Annotated in this window: 17 protein-coding genes; 12 read left to right on the top strand and 5 right to left on the bottom strand. The window is 43.0% G+C overall.

Translation table 11 applies throughout. From position 1 onward, the window contains the following. Positions 1-72: 72 nt before the first annotated feature. Together HNQ46_RS05080 and HNQ46_RS05075 are read left to right on the top strand one after the other, a co-directional pair. Entirely contained in the window at positions 73-381 is a 309-nt protein-coding gene (locus HNQ46_RS05080; RefSeq protein WP_183683583.1) for a DUF6472 family protein, read from the top strand. 75 nt (positions 382-456) lie between these two features. Beyond that, entirely contained in the window at positions 457-1,038 is a 582-nt protein-coding gene (locus tag HNQ46_RS05075) for a tRNA (cytidine(34)-2'-O)-methyltransferase (protein WP_183683581.1), read from the top strand. 5 nt (positions 1,039-1,043) lie between these two features. Here HNQ46_RS05075 and HNQ46_RS05070 read toward each other — a convergent pair whose 3' ends face one another. The 4 genes from HNQ46_RS05070 to HNQ46_RS05055 form a co-directional block, all read right to left on the bottom strand. Then, positions 1,044-1,262 (bottom strand): DUF3791 domain-containing protein, encoded by a 219-nt coding sequence (locus tag HNQ46_RS05070; RefSeq protein ID WP_183683579.1) that lies wholly within the window; start codon positions 1,260-1,262, stop codon positions 1,044-1,046. Then, a complete protein-coding gene (locus HNQ46_RS05065) occupies positions 1,259-1,504 on the bottom strand; it encodes a DUF3791 domain-containing protein (protein WP_183683577.1) in 246 nt (81 codons plus the stop codon). Before HNQ46_RS05065 ends, HNQ46_RS05070 begins: the two co-directional genes overlap by 4 nt. 487 nt (positions 1,505-1,991) lie before the next feature. Continuing rightward, complete coding sequence (locus tag HNQ46_RS05060) at positions 1,992-3,629, bottom strand: ABC-F family ATP-binding cassette domain-containing protein (RefSeq protein ID WP_183683575.1); 1,638 nt, start codon at positions 3,627-3,629, stop codon at positions 1,992-1,994. Positions 3,630-3,817: 188 nt separating this feature from the next. Then, complete coding sequence (locus tag HNQ46_RS05055) at positions 3,818-5,329, bottom strand: C69 family dipeptidase (RefSeq protein WP_183683573.1); 1,512 nt, start codon at positions 5,327-5,329, stop codon at positions 3,818-3,820. A gap of 362 nt (positions 5,330-5,691) precedes the next feature. On the opposite strand from HNQ46_RS05055, the gene HNQ46_RS05050 reads away from it, so the two are divergent. The 9 genes from HNQ46_RS05050 (at position 5,692) to HNQ46_RS05010 (ending at position 12,959) form a co-directional block, all read left to right on the top strand. Continuing rightward, positions 5,692-7,374 carry a methyl-accepting chemotaxis protein gene (locus HNQ46_RS05050; protein ID WP_183683571.1) on the top strand — a complete coding sequence of 561 codons (1,683 nt, stop codon included), beginning with the start codon at positions 5,692-5,694 and terminating at the stop codon, positions 7,372-7,374. A gap of 375 nt (positions 7,375-7,749) precedes the next feature. Further along, complete coding sequence (locus tag HNQ46_RS05045; protein WP_183683569.1) at positions 7,750-9,453, top strand: M3 family oligoendopeptidase; 1,704 nt, start codon at positions 7,750-7,752, stop codon at positions 9,451-9,453. Between the two features lie 147 nt (positions 9,454-9,600). Next, on the top strand, positions 9,601-10,239 hold the full coding sequence (locus HNQ46_RS05040) for a uracil-DNA glycosylase family protein (protein WP_183683567.1): 639 nt from the start codon (positions 9,601-9,603) through the stop codon (positions 10,237-10,239). A 105-nt stretch (positions 10,240-10,344) separates the two neighbouring features. Next, positions 10,345-10,560: a hypothetical protein gene (locus HNQ46_RS05035; protein ID WP_183683565.1), complete on the top strand. Its 216-nt coding sequence runs from the start codon at positions 10,345-10,347 to the stop codon at positions 10,558-10,560. Then, entirely contained in the window at positions 10,547-11,128 is a 582-nt protein-coding gene (locus HNQ46_RS05030; RefSeq protein ID WP_183683563.1) for a zeta toxin family protein, read from the top strand. Before HNQ46_RS05035 ends, HNQ46_RS05030 begins: the two co-directional genes overlap by 14 nt. Before the next feature lie 121 nt (positions 11,129-11,249). Further along, positions 11,250-11,552: a hypothetical protein gene (locus HNQ46_RS05025; RefSeq protein WP_183683562.1), complete on the top strand. Its 303-nt coding sequence runs from the start codon at positions 11,250-11,252 to the stop codon at positions 11,550-11,552. Positions 11,553-11,585: 33 nt separating this feature from the next. After that, complete coding sequence (locus HNQ46_RS05020; protein ID WP_183683560.1) at positions 11,586-11,819, top strand: hypothetical protein; 234 nt, start codon at positions 11,586-11,588, stop codon at positions 11,817-11,819. Then, complete coding sequence (locus HNQ46_RS05015) at positions 11,809-12,684, top strand: HipA domain-containing protein (protein ID WP_183683558.1); 876 nt, start codon at positions 11,809-11,811, stop codon at positions 12,682-12,684. The genes HNQ46_RS05020 and HNQ46_RS05015 overlap by 11 nt, the downstream gene beginning before the upstream one ends. Next, positions 12,681-12,959: a type II toxin-antitoxin system HicB family antitoxin gene (locus tag HNQ46_RS05010; RefSeq protein WP_183683556.1), complete on the top strand. Its 279-nt coding sequence runs from the start codon at positions 12,681-12,683 to the stop codon at positions 12,957-12,959. Before HNQ46_RS05015 ends, HNQ46_RS05010 begins: the two co-directional genes overlap by 4 nt. Here HNQ46_RS05010 and HNQ46_RS05005 read toward each other — a convergent pair. Then, complete coding sequence (locus HNQ46_RS05005) at positions 12,949-13,188, bottom strand: DUF2442 domain-containing protein (RefSeq protein WP_183683554.1); 240 nt, start codon at positions 13,186-13,188, stop codon at positions 12,949-12,951. The two genes, HNQ46_RS05010 and HNQ46_RS05005, sit on opposite strands and share 11 nt — an antisense overlap. Positions 13,189-13,383: 195 nt before the next feature. On the opposite strand from HNQ46_RS05005, the gene HNQ46_RS05000 reads away from it, so the two are divergent. Further along, a complete protein-coding gene (locus HNQ46_RS05000) occupies positions 13,384-14,412 on the top strand; it encodes a DUF6017 domain-containing protein (protein WP_183683552.1) in 1,029 nt (342 codons plus the stop codon). The last annotated feature ends 9 nt before the right edge of the window (positions 14,413-14,421 follow it).

Below are 14,421 nucleotides of genomic sequence, written 5' to 3'. Positions count from 1 at the left end.
AAAGTCGCAGAATAAAGTATGAAAAAAGAGGCAAACAAGCCTACTGTAAAGAATAGTTTGGAGGATTAGTCCATGTGTGAATGTGAATTATGCAGAAATTTGGCTTTTGACGATGAAGAGGAAGATTACGAGTGCATGGCCGAATTTGATGAAGATGAAATTGCCAAGATGTGGCAGGAGGGTAGCCGTTCTCACTGCCCCAACTGGAAAAGCAATGAAAATGAATACCAGACCGTAAAATATCAGGCTATCGGACATTTGGCGATTGAGGGAAAGCAGTCCGTAGCTTCTGCTTCCGAGAAGGAAGAGGATGCTGCAAAGAAAAAGAAAATCCTGGCAGATTCCATTGCAAAAAAAGTGGCTGCAAAAATCGGTTCCTAAATCCTGTGAACCGCAAATTACCGAGAAGATTATACGCTGAGCCATAAAGATAATGGATAGAATCGGAGAGACTGTATGAATATCGTTTTACATGAACCGGAAATTCCCTTTAATACCGGAGCCATCGGCAGAACCTGCGTGGCGACCAAAAGTACCCTGCACCTGATTAAGCCCTATGGCTTTATTTTGAATGATAAAAACATCAAAAAAGCCGGCATGGATTACTGGTCTTTGTTAAAGCTTCGGGAATATATTTCCTATGAGGAATTTATAAACGGTGTGGAGGAAGAAAAGAGAGAAATGGAAAAAGCAATGGGAGAAGCTTCCTCGGAAAACACCGCCTCGGAAAATGCTTCCGGCAAAAAAATTGCTCTTCCCAAGGTTTGGTACGCCACCACCAAGGCTCATAAAACCCATACGGAGGTCTCCTTTTCTCCCAATGATTACATTGTCTTCGGAAAGGAATCCGCAGGAATTCCGGAGGAGATTCTGGTAGATAACGAGGAACAGTGTATCCGCATTCCTATGCTGGAGGAAGCTCGCTCTCTAAATCTTTCTAATTCCGTAGCCATCATTTTATATGAGGCGCTTCGGCAGCAGGATTTCCCCTTCTTAAGTAAGGAAGGAGCCTTGCATCATTTGCAGTGGAAGGAATAGCGTTACTACTTTCTTTGAGAATCCTTATATTCTTCTTCCAACTCATCAATCAGATATAAGTCACTTCTGCAATGCATATCGGAAATGCCTTGGCTAATGAGCTGATACAGCTCAGATTTATAAAAAAAATCCAAGGCATTTTCTAAAGATATTTTTTCTTTCTCTGCAAAGCCTGCTATAATGCGGGCGTATTTTTTTTGTAAAAGAACGGGATGGGCATTCATAGCTTCACCCCCCATTCTTTCATCACAGACAAAAGCTCCTGAAGGATATATTCTTTTCCTTGCGTATGAAGCACCTCGTATTCCGGTATGATATAGTTCTGCAAAAAGTTCTTTCCACTGCTAAGCTCGTGATAGACGCTTGCACCGTCCTTATGCAAAGCTTCTGCTAAGCTTTCAATACAAAATAGGGTAAATTCCAATTCATGAATGTTATTCAGTTTGTTTTCTACCGATTCTTTCATCAAATCACCTCTGCTCATTCCCTAACTATAAGATTATAGGGAAAAACTGCCTTGAAATAAGATGACCATTCAAAAAAGGAGCTGTAAAAATTAAAATAATAAAGAAATTTTCGGCAATATAGGTCTGAATGCGGGGTAGTCTAATCCCGATACTTACGAAATCCCGCGAAGTAAAGAACTGTAAAAATCAATAAGTGAAGCGAATAATGCAGTAGGTGTCTATAATAGGGGTAATCTGAGCCCGTCAGTACTTACTGAAAGCGAGTAAAGCGAAGCTTGAAGTTAGTACTGCTACGAAGGCGAGGTTAGCGGGAGCGTGCCCCAATTATAGACACCTACTGCATTAGAGCGAATCTTTATAATAAATACAGTCCTTCAATATGTGGGATTAAGCTAGCGAGAGCGTGCCCAAGTTCAGACCTATATTGCTTAGAAAATTTCCTTGATTTTTACAGCTCCTTTTCTATGACATCTTTTTAAGCCTGTTTTAGTTATCTCCTGCATCTTCCTCAGAGAGAGTAAAGGTAAATCTCTTCTTGATTTCCTCATCGGAAGCCAGGTACTCATCATAGGTGGTGAGTTTGTCAATAAGCTTTCCGTCAATGATTTCCATGATACGGTTTGCGGTGGTTTCCACAACCTGATGGTCACGGGAAGCAAAGATGATTACCCCGGGGAAGTTCTTTAAACCGTCGTTTAAGGCGGAAATTGCTTCCATATCCAGGTGGTCTGTAGGCTCATCCAAAATCAGGACATTGGATCCGGAAATCATCATCTTGGAAAGCATACAACGAACCTTTTCTCCTCCGGAAAGGACGTTGACCTTCTTTACACCGTCATCTCCCTTAAAGAGCATTCTTCCCAAATACCCTCTTACGAACTGGGTATCCTTGTCCGGGGAATACTGGGTAAGCCATTCCACAATGGTGTCCTCGGAATCAAATTCCTTGGTATTGTCCTTCGGGAAATAGGACTGACTGGTGGTTAATCCCCACTTATAATCTCCGGAATCCGGCTCCATTTCTCCGGAAAGAATCTGCATAAGTACAGTCTTTGCCAACTCGTTAGGTCCAACCAAAGCTACCTTATCGGTACGATTTAAGATAAAGCTGATATTGTCCAAAACCTTTACGCCGTTAATGGTCTTTGTCAGGTTGTTCACTTCCAAAACATCATTTCCGATTTCACGGTTTGGCTTAAACTGGATATACGGATACTGTCTGGAGGATGGCTTAATGTCATCCAGCTCAATCTTCTCCAAGGCACGCTTTCTGGAGGTCGCCTGCTTGGACTTGGAAGCATTTGCGGAGAATCGCTGGATAAACTCCTGCAATTCCTTGATCTTCTCTTCCTTCTTTCGATTGGCTTCCTTCTGCTGACGGACAATCAACTGAGAGGACTCAAACCAGAAATCATAGTTTCCGGCAAAGAGTGTAATCTTTCCGTAGTCGATATCCGCAATGTTGGTACAAACCTTATTCAAGAAGTAACGGTCATGGCTGACTACAATGACGGTATTTTCAAAGTTAATGAGGAAGTCCTCCAGCCATTCGATAGAACCCAAATCCAAGTGGTTGGTAGGCTCGTCCAAAAGCAGAATGTCCGGATTTCCGAAAAGCGCCTTAGCCAAAAGTACCTTCACCTTCTCGGAACCCTTTAACTCGTTCATCATCTTGTGGTGAAGCTCCGGGCCGATTCCTAAGCCGTTTAACATGGTCTCCGCATCGGACTCCGCATTCCAGCCGTCCATCTGGGCAAATTCTCCCTCCAGCTCCGCTGCACGGATACCGTCCTCGTCGGAAAAATCCGCCTTTGCATAGAGAGCATCCTTTTCCTGCATTACCTCATACAAACGCTTATTTCCCATGATTACGGTACTGAGTACGGGATAAGCATCATATTTAAACTGATCCTGTTCCAATACGGACAAGCGCTGTCCCGGGGTAATGATGACTTCACCGGAACTGGGCTCCAAGGCTCCGGATAAAATCTTTAACAAGGTGGACTTACCGGCACCGTTGGCACCGATTACCCCATAACAGTTCCCCTCCGTAAACTTGATGTTGACCTCTTCAAAAAGGGCCTTCTTCCCTACACGATAGGTTACATTACTTGCTGCAATCATTTTTCCCCTCTCTGCTTCCGATATTTCGGAACTTTACTATAAAATGGCTTTTTCCCACCTATTATAAGGGGAAAGCGGAAGAACTGGCAAGGGGAGTAGGGCTTTTCCCCAAAAAAGTTCTTTGAATAATTGGCTTTTATGCAGTATAGGTCTGTAATCAGGGCACGCTCTCGCTAACCTCGCCCATGTTAAGCATCCGAGCGACCGTAGCCGTTCTTCATCTGGCAGCTGACTTCATAGAGTACTTTATCCAGTACGTCTTCGGTTTCTTTCTTTACCATGTCCGCTATCTTTTCATTGCATTCTTCTAATAGGGAGGAAATTCCTTTTTTCTTCTTTCCGTGCTTTTCCAGCTCTTCTTCAAAGGCCTTCATAATCGTATAAGCCTTAGTGGGCACCTTGCCCTGGTAACGCTCAATATGGGAGCGGCAGTGGCTGTATTGGCTATCTGCCAAAGCCCCGATAATGCGATTTGCCCAGTAGAAGCTTTCCGTAGTTACCCGCTTTTCCGTATTGGCAAAGTATTCCGGAGTCTTGTCAATATTGGCATAGAAGGGCACGAAGGCGTTGAAGGTGTTGGAGCCGAAGCAAACCCATTCCAAAACCGCATATTCCTTAGGCACATTCGGACGAATCTGGGTAAGGCTTAAGAAATTGTTTCTGCTAATCCCGATGGGACGGTACTTTCCTCTTTCCTTTTCCTCCCCGTATTTTCCGTAGCAGTCGTAGGGAGTACCCTGAAAATGTGCGGAAAGGATATATTTTACATCCTCCGGAGTAATCTTTAATTCCGGGCATAAGCACCAGGGAATGTCATCGGATTCCGGGGTAAACTCCGCATTTTCCCCTTCGAAACGGAAGGTATTTCGGTTAAAATATCTTGCCATATACCAGGCTCTTGGGGTGTTATACACATGGTCCGCATCGGAATGGGAGCCGAAGCACTCTCTTGGATTAATCCAGTCCCCCCCGGTCTTTTCGATTTCGTCTTCAAATCGAAGATCCAAATGATTCTTTTTGATAAATTCCTTTAAATCCTTGGAACAGATGTATTCCTCCTGCTGCCCAAAGGCATCTTCAAAGTCAAAGTAGTCAATGCCCAGCTGGTTTGGCATCATCACATAGGCATTGTCCGGCACTCTTCTGGCAATGTAGTGATGTCCGCCAATGGTTTCCAGCCACCAGATTTCCTCTGCATCGGAAAAGGCAATGCCGTTCATCTCGTAGGTTCCGTACTGCTCCAGCAGCTCACCCAAACGAAGCACACCCTCTCTTGCAGAATGAATGTAAGGAAGCACCAAAGTAACTAAATCCTCTTCACCGATTCCGCCGATTTGCTCCTCTTCTCCGTCTTCCGCCTTCTTATACACTACCAGAGGGTCTCCGGAGAGCACTCGTTCATTACTGGTAATGGTTTCCGTTGCGGTCATGGAAACATTTTCACTGTTTACCCCTGCTGCACCCCAGATGCCTTCTCCTGCCACCGCATTGGGCATGCAGGTATAGCGAAGGGGATTCTTGGGAAGGGGAATGGTCACATGGGACAGTACCGAGGTATAAGTCTCGCCCTGGTCCTTGGGTTCCACCACTATAAACTTCTTAGGGGAAAATGATCCTGAGCCGGAATCCTCATTTCTTGCAATCATAGTGGATCCGTCGTAGGATGCCTCTCTTCCTACCAAAATCGTTGTACAAGCCATCTTCTGCCTCCTTTATGTCTTATCCTTTTGTTCTGCTGAGGGTTTGTGACATTTGCTTTCTGCCTTTAACCTCTATTTGTTCTGTTTTTTAGTATACCCCATTCCTAAGGGCTTTTCTATAGACGGAAAGACTCTTTCCCTTTTCATCTATTTGTATAATTTTAACAAAGCTCTAAAAAATAATATTTATTCTTATTTACTCTTTGTCTTAGTTTAGGGCTTAATTAATTTTGTATCTTGCCGATAATCTAATACTTACACAGAACCGTAAGCAAAATACCATTATCTTAAACTATTAGTATGCAGAATAGTATGCAAAAACAATGAAGACCAAGATATTGGACTCATCCTAGGAGGGGATTATGAAAAAGAGATGGAACCAGTCCACTAAATTAGCCTTTTTTTCGATTGGGAGTATTCTGCTTTTGCTCCTTACCGCATTTGCCGGTGTAGTAAATAAGGTGCAAAGCAAAAAAGCTACAGAGCTTATAAAGGAGCAGTTTGAATTAACCGTGGCTGCCGGAGACTATTCCGATGGTAGTGTTACCCTGAGTAAAACCTCCAGAGCCTATGCCGCAACAGGCGATAAGGCTTATTTGGATGCCTACAACAAGGAACTGACCGTGGATAAAAACCGGGAAAATGCCGTGGAGGTCATGCATAAATACGGTTTAAGCGAGTCCGAAGAGGCCGCCTTAAAGGGAATGTCCGATGCCTCTACCTATCTTGCCGGTTTAGAGGCTCAGTCCTTTACCATGGTGGAACAGGGAGATCTTAAGGGAGCCTTGGACTTGCTCTACAGTCAGGACTATCAGGAGAAGGAGCAGGCGGTTTCCGATGACTATGACACTCTTTATGATGAGGTAGCGGAAAGAACGCAGGGAGAGAGTCATGCTGCAGAACAAATGGCTGCCCTGACCCAATTTCTCAGCCTTTTCCTCCTGATTCCCACCATTATTTTCGTACTCATAACCGTGTTCTTCGTTCGGACAGAGCTGATGAAACCTCTCCTTGCTATCAAAAATTGTATGCTGGGACTTTCTCAGGGTGAACTGATGAATACCCATTTGGCTCTTCCCGTAGATGAAACCGAGGTGGGAAGCACCGTAAAGGCCATTAAGGATATGAATGCCCACTTAAAGTCCGTTATTGCGGATATCGTAAGCCGTTTAGGCAATATGGCTGCCGGAAATTTCCGGGATGAAGCCGCTTGCCCGAAGATGTACAAGGGAGATTATTCCGCCATCTGCGATTCCTTGAAGACCATCCAGTCCATGCTGAAGGGCACCTTGCAGGAAATTGACAATGCCTCTAAAGAGGTCAATGCCTCCGCCAAGGAAGTTTCCCATGGCAGCGATGTGCTTTCTCAAGGAGCCGCTGAACAGGCCAGCTCCTTAGAAGAGCTTTCCGCTACCATTCAGGCCGTATCCGATCAGGTACGAAACAATGCAGACAATGCGGAAAATGCCGCTCTCCTTTCCAAAACCACAGAGACGGAGCTGGAATCCAGCAGTACACAAATGAATGCCTTAAATGACTCCATGAGCGAAATGAACCATACCGCTCAGGAAATCAGCAACATTATTCATACTATTGACGACATTGCTTTCCAGACCAATGTCTTAGCCTTAAATGCAGCCGTTGAGGCGGCAAGAGCCGGAGAATTCGGCCGCGGCTTTGCCGTGGTTGCGGATGAGGTTAGAAACCTTGCCGGAAAATCCGCAGAGGCGGCAAAGAACACCACCGCCCTCATTGAAAACACCGTCCGCTCCATCGAGACCGGTTCTCAAATGACTGAGGAAGCCACAAAGTCCTTGGCACAGATTGTGAAGCGTTCTCAGGAAATGCATGAGAAGATTACGGAAATCGCAAGCCTTTCTCAGAGCCAGTCCAAATCCGTGGAAGAAATTGCCCAGGGCTTGGAACAGGTATCCGCTGTGGTACAGCATAACTCCGCCACCGCCGAAGAGTCCGCCGCCAGCAGCGCAAAGCTTTTCGATCAGGTACAAAACATGGAAGAGCTTTTAGCAAAATTCAAACTTTAAAGCTATGCTATAGAGCTAGATATAAAAGCAATTCAAGAAACTATAGATTTCGTTATGCTATCCCTCCATCGCCTGGGCCTTCGGGTCCGGGTGATTTTTTATTCTTAACGAGTATCGCACGCGTAGTGTGCGATATCTCGTTGCCTCCCCCCCGGCTAAAGGTTTCCGAGCCTTCACTCCTCTGCCCGCCACAATTCTTCCGGGCTTCTCCCTCTGCCCGCCACAGTTCTTCCGGACTTCTCCCTCTGCCCGCCACAGTTCTTCCGGGCTTTTCCCTCAGCCCCGACCGAATTCCCTCCCCCCATTGACCGACCGGAAAAATGGTCTTATTATCAAGATGTTTATCTCGTTGGCTAATCTATTGGAGGATAAAAAATGAAATTTAAAGATATGCCCTATGAGCGCATTTCCGTGGAAAGCATTAAAGAGGAAATGAAGGCGCTGATTCAAAAGCTGAAGGAAGCCAAGGATTTCGAAGAGGCGGAGGCTCTTTTCTTAGAAAATGAAAAGCTGCAAGGCCATGTATTTACCATGTGCAACCTTGCCCTGGTTCGCCACTCCATTAATACGGAAGATAAATTCTACGATGAGGAACAAAACTATTGGAACAATGCCTATCCTCAGATTCAGGAATTTAATCAGGAATGGACTAAGGCCCTTTTAGACTCTCCCTTTAAAGATAATTTTGCCAAAAAATATGGGAACATCATGTTCCTGAACGCAGAAATCGACTTAAAGACATTTTCCCCGGAAATCATCCCCATGTTGCAGGAGGAAAATGAACTGACCACCGCCTATGAAAAGCTTCTGGCCGGTGCACAGATTCCCTTTGAGGGGAAGATTTACACCATTTCCCAGATGTCTCCCTTTAAAAATGACAAGGATGATACCAGAAGACTGGCTGCCTGGAAGGCGGAGGGACAGTGGTATAAGGATAATCAGGCAGAGCTGGACCGTTTGTATGACAAGCTTGTGCATCTTCGGGATCAAATGGGGAAGAAGCTGGGCTATACCGACTTTACCGAGCTTGGCTACTACCGGATGAGAAGAAACTGCTACAACAAGCAGGATGTGCAAAAGTTCCGTGAGGCTGTGCAGAAATATGTGGTGCCCGTTGCCGCAAAGATTTACGAAAGACAGGCAGAGCGACTGGGCAAATCCTATCCCCTAAGCTATGCGGATGCGGCCATTGAATTCCGCTCCGGAAATCCGAAGCCAAAGGGAAATCCGGACGAGATTGTTGCCTCCGGAAAGAAGTTCTATGACTGGCTTTCTCCGGAAACGTCAGAATTTTTTAACCACATGATTGATGATGAGTTAATGGATCTGCTCTCCACCAAGGGCAAGCAGGGTGGGGGATATTGCACCTCCTTCCAGGACTACAAGACACCTTTCATCTTTGCCAACTTCAACGGAACCCAGCATGATATTGAGGTGATTACCCACGAGGCAGGTCATGCCTTTGCCGCTTACCTGAATCGCAATCGGGTGCCCTATGAGTGCATTTGGCCAAGCCTTGAGGCCTGCGAAGTCCATTCCATGTCCATGGAATTCTTTGCAGAGGCATTTTCCGAGGAATTCTTCGGAGAGGATGCCGGAAAATACAATTATTCTCACTTGGCTGGCGCTTTATGCTTTATTCCTTATGGCACCATGGTGGATCATTTTCAGCATATCGTATACGAAAATCCGGAGCTTAGCCCTGCTGAGCGGCACGCCAAATGGAAGGAGCTGGTGCAGATTTATCAGCCCTGGTTAAAGCTGGACGGAGAAATTCCTTTCTATAGTGAGGGGGAGGGATGGCAAAGACAGCACCATATCTACTCTTCTCCTTTCTACTACATCGACTACTGCCTGGCACAAACCGTTGCTCTCCAGTTCTGGAACCTGATTCAGAAGGATCAGAAGGAAGCATGGCAGCACTATATGGCTTATACCAAGCAGGGCGGTTCCGTGGTTTTCACAAAGCTCTTAAAGAATGCCGGTCTGGAAAGTCCCTTCCAGGAGAGCTGCCTTAGGGGAATCTGCGATACCGCGGCGAAATATCTTGCGGACTATGATTTAAACGGGATTGCATAAGGGAAAATCTTCAGCCTAGCTTAGAAAAGAGAAAAAGCCCAGTATATAAAAAGTACGCTTGATGCAAGTTTTTAAAGAAGAGCGAATAGTCTACTGGTGAGAAAAAATAACTAGACTTATTTGAAAAAAATGGAGATAGTTTAGCTGATGAAACAGAATAATAAAGCACTGAAAGAGCTGATTGCGGAAATCAAGGCCCTTCCGGAAAATCAAAGCTATACAGAACGGGGCATTCCTCCCATTTTTCAGTTCCATGAAGAGTCCCGGATTCTTCTGGTGGGGCAGGCTCCCGGCAGGAAGGTGGAGGAATCCGGCATCCCCTTCCACGACCTTTCCGGAAAACGCCTGATGGAGTGGATGGGCATTTCCGAAGAAGTCTTTTATGGGAAATCCATCTCCATTATCCCTATGGACTTTTACTATCCGGGAAAAGGAAAGGGTGGGGATCTTCCGCCCCGCCCCTTTATGCGAAAATACCATGATGCGGTAGCCACACTTCTTCCCAAAGTAAAACTTCGGATTTTGATTGGAAAATACGCCATTGCCCACTATGATCCGAAGGGGGCAAAGCTCCCCTTGAAGGACTTACTATATTCTTACGGAGACGCTTGGGGTAAAGCCCATGGGACAAATTCTCTGCTGTTGTCGGGACAGGCTTCTTCGGAAATACTGAATTTTCCCTTGGTGCACCCCAGCCCTCTAAACTATGGATGGATTAAGAAAAATCCCTGGTTTATGGAAAGAAATGTGCCGCTATTGCAGAGAATGGTGAAGGAATTGCTGTAAGAAAATTACTATAAAAGAATAGTTGTAAAAGAGTTGTTGTAACAAAATTACTGCAAAACGCCAAAGGAAAACATCCACTTTACTTTATAGGAAGGAGGATAAACGATGCCCGAAAAGCATACCGAATTGAAAGACAAGCTACAGCATTTATATGAGCAGTGTCGGGAAACACTATCTCCGGAAAATATGATTTTGTTTGACGAAATCGATTTTGAAAATGCCGAGGAGTTCAAGTTCTATATGACCCTATCTGAATTATTTCTTCAGGAACAACAGGAAGAGCTACTAAAAAGGAAAGAGCAGGCCAATGGAAAACAATAAGAGATATACAATCTTTGCAGGCGTAAACGGAGCCGGAAAATCCACATTATACAGCTTGCTAAAACAGGCAGAGCTTGGAGAACGGATCAATGCGGACGAAATCTTGTTTAGCAATGGCTGGGACTGGCGAGATGAAAAAGCGCAGTTTAAATCCATGCGCATTGCCTTAGAAAAAATCAATCGCTGTATTCAATCCGGTACTTCCTTCAATCAGGAAACCACCCTCTCCGGTATTTCCATTGTGAAGACCATCCAAGCTGCAAAGGAACAAGGATTTTTCGTAAAAATGTGTTACATCGGTTTAGAAAGTCCTGAACTGGCTATTGAGCGGGTGGCAAAAAGAGTAACGGAAGGCGGCCACGGCATCAAAGAGGAAGACATCAGAAGGCGCTATGAAGCCTCTCTGAAAATGCTAAAAGAAGTAGCACCCTTATGCGACTCTGTAGCTTTTTTTGATAATACCATCAGATACAAAAAAGTGGCCAATCTAAACAACAAGCATTTACAGATTAAAGATTCTGGTATTCCGTGGTTCAATCGAGCGATGGAATGGATATCTGAAGCATAACGAGATACCGTATACTTTGCCAGCAATATCTCGTTAAAATTCAAAAAATGGGAATTATAGAAGTTATGCTCTATAATTTCCATTTTCGCTATAGGGAAAGAGCATATAGAAAGGAAAAATTATGTTTCAAAGCCTGATGGATATTCGGGAAGATACGCCGCAAGATATTTTAAACTCATTAGTCGAAATAGCAAACAAGGCTTTTGATAATAGATCCGGAAAAGTGGAAAATACAAGCAAAATGCCTTATCGCCTTATTTATAGAGGAGAGGATAATCTTTTCAGCTGCTTACAGCTGGGAATGCTTGCATTGGAAAAACAGTCCTATTTTTTAGACTATGTGATTTCTTGGAAATGGATTGATGAAGAAAACCCAAGTGAAAACGAGGATATTTTGAAGGAAATCCGTACACCGATTAATTAACATTTTAAGGACATTGTTTTAAAAGGAGGCTGCATGACAAAAGAAGAAATTTGGGAAATGACTCTTCCAAGATACTTGCGAAATGATATAGAAGCATACGTAAAAGGAGTAGAAGAAAATTCAAGTCTCCTGGATTGTCTTTGGGGAGAAGTCTACGGTTCTATAAATTCTGCCCTATACAGTTATGTAATATCTGATGAACAGGCAAGATTTTTACGAAAAAAATACTTAGGCATCAATTTGGAGGACGACGAGCATGTCGATTGATTTTACAGATTGTCCGGTAAATAAACTACTTTGGTATGGAGGAGCAAATGGAAAGAAAATAGGCATTCAATATGATAATGAAAGCTATATGCTGAAGCTCCCTTCCTTCGTTAGAAACAGCTTGAAGCAGGATAATGATAATAGTTCTATCAATGAATATCTTTCTTGCCATATCTATGAAAGCTTAGGGATAGATACCCAGAAAACCATTCTTGGAACATATAAAGATACGCTTGCCGTAGCCTGCAAGGATTTTACCGAGGATGGCTCTGTATTAAAGGATTTTGCTTCCCTCAAAAATTCTATTCTCAGTAATACAGAGAGTGGATACAATACTGAATTAGATGGTATTTTAGAAACTATACAAACACAAAAAGTCATATCCGGCAAACTGCTTGAAGAACGTTTTTGGGATATGTTCATTGTAGATGCTTTCATTGGAAATGTTGACAGGCATAATGGGAATTGGGGATTTCTGATTAACAAGTCGAAAGGGATCATACACTTAGCTCCCGTGTATGACTGTGGCTCTTCCTTATATCCTAATCTCACTGAAGCCGGCATGAAAAATATCCTTTCCTCGGAAAGGGAAATGAACGATAGAATTTATGTTTTTCCAAGTTCAGCAATTCAGTATAAGGATAGAAAGATTAATTATTTTGAATTTCTAAATACTACTGATAATATTGCCTGTTTAAAGGCGCTTAAACGAATTTGTCCTAGAATCGATATGGATAAAATTAATACTATTATTGAGAGCACCCCGTATATTTCAGGTATTCAAAAAGATTTTTATCGAACTATGTTGGCACAGAGAAAAGCAAAGATACTTGATAACGCAATAGAAAGAGGAGAAAGAAAATGAAATACGTTTATCCTGCAGTTTTTACACCTGAAGAAAATGGACAATTTTCCGTAAACTTTCCTGACTTAGAAAGCTGTTACACCTGTGGGGATGATTTAGGAGATGCTCTTTATATGGCTGAGGATGTTCTAGCTATGACATTAGTAAGTTATGAAAACAATAGCACTCCTATTCCGACTCCCTCTAAAAAGCTAAGTTTAGAAGACGGCGAATTTCAAAACTTTATTGTTTGCGATACAGACAGTTATAGAAAGCAAAACATTTTTATACACTGATGGAATTGTTATACAATTCATGCGGTGCGATATCCTGGCCACCTTCCCACTCTACGGAATGGTTTGCAACCCTTACTTTTTTAAATGCTTCAAGGTCTTTTAATTCCCCATACCACGCCCCGCTTATGTATGGCGAGACATCAAAGATTTTCTTTTCCCCGTTTTCGTATAAAAGCAAAAGCTTATAGTCGTCCTTAGGAGAAACGCTCAATAATTCAGGCTGTAACATATCCCCCCCTATTTTAAAGGCTCAATAGTAAAAGTTTTTTCGCCCTTCTCCAATAAATCCCAGTTAGCCAAAAGGTCATCATAAAGAAAAGAAGCCTGATTTACAGGCTTCTTTTCTTTATCTTAGAGAGCGCGAGACGGGAATCGAACCCGTTTCCGATTTTACAAGCTACTACCTCATAAAAGTGAGGTATTTATGCAACACTATTTCAATGTAGAGATTGCAACTTCATATGGTGTGAATTGTGCAATACTGTTAGATAATATACTCTTTTGGTGCGAGAAAAACAAGGCGAATAAGAAAAATTTTTATGATGGCTTTTACTGGACTTACAATTCCAATGAAGCCTTTTCAAAGCTTTTTCCTTATATGACTCCTAAAGTGATTAGAACATCTCTAGATAAGCTTATTCTAGAAGGTCTATTGTTAAAGGGAAATTATAATCAAAATCAATACGACAGAACTGCGTGGTATGCAGTAACAAGAAAAACTCTAATTCTGTATCACATAGTGGATCCGGAGGATTATACCGAAAAAAACTCCGTAGAACCGCATAAATCCTCATTTGCCCTACAGGGCAAATGCATCCGCCCCACAGGGCAAATGGATTTGCCCCAGGAGAAAAATGCATTTGCCTCTGAGGGCAGACCTATACCATATAATAAACCAGATATAACAACTGATAAAAAACCATCTACCTATCCGGCTGCGAAGATAGATGAGGATGAGATGGATATCGCTGAAGATCCTGCTTCAGCCTTTTTAGAGTATCAAAATCTCATCAAAAAGAATTTTCGCTATGAAGACTATATATTAGAGAACCCAGGAGCAAAGGATAAGGTAGATGAAATTATAGACCTTATGGCCGAAATCATTTCTATACCACAAGATAAGGTTAGAATTAATCAAAAGAATTATCCCTATTCTGTTGTAAAAGCTCAGCTTCTAAAGCTAGATGATTCTCACCTGGACTATGTTTTGAAATCTCTAACAAAAGCAAGCCAAAATAATGAGATTAAAAATATTAGGAGCTATCTACTTACTTGTCTCTTTAACTCAAAGAATTCTGCAAATATAGGACTATCGTGTGAGATACAACATGATTTACAAAGCTACAGACAAAAAAATAACTCCATGGATGTACTGCAAAATGAGAAAGATGAATTGGATTATGATGAACTTGCAATGCAAAGATTCCAAGCTCGTCTGAAAGGAACAAGGTAAGGAGGAAAT

This window comes from Oribacterium sinus (genome assembly GCF_014202695.1).
Taxonomy (GTDB): Bacteria; Bacillota; Clostridia; order Lachnospirales; family Lachnospiraceae; genus Oribacterium; species Oribacterium sinus.
Note: the sequence above shows the minus strand (reverse complement) of the source record. Positions and strands in the feature narration are given on the sequence as shown.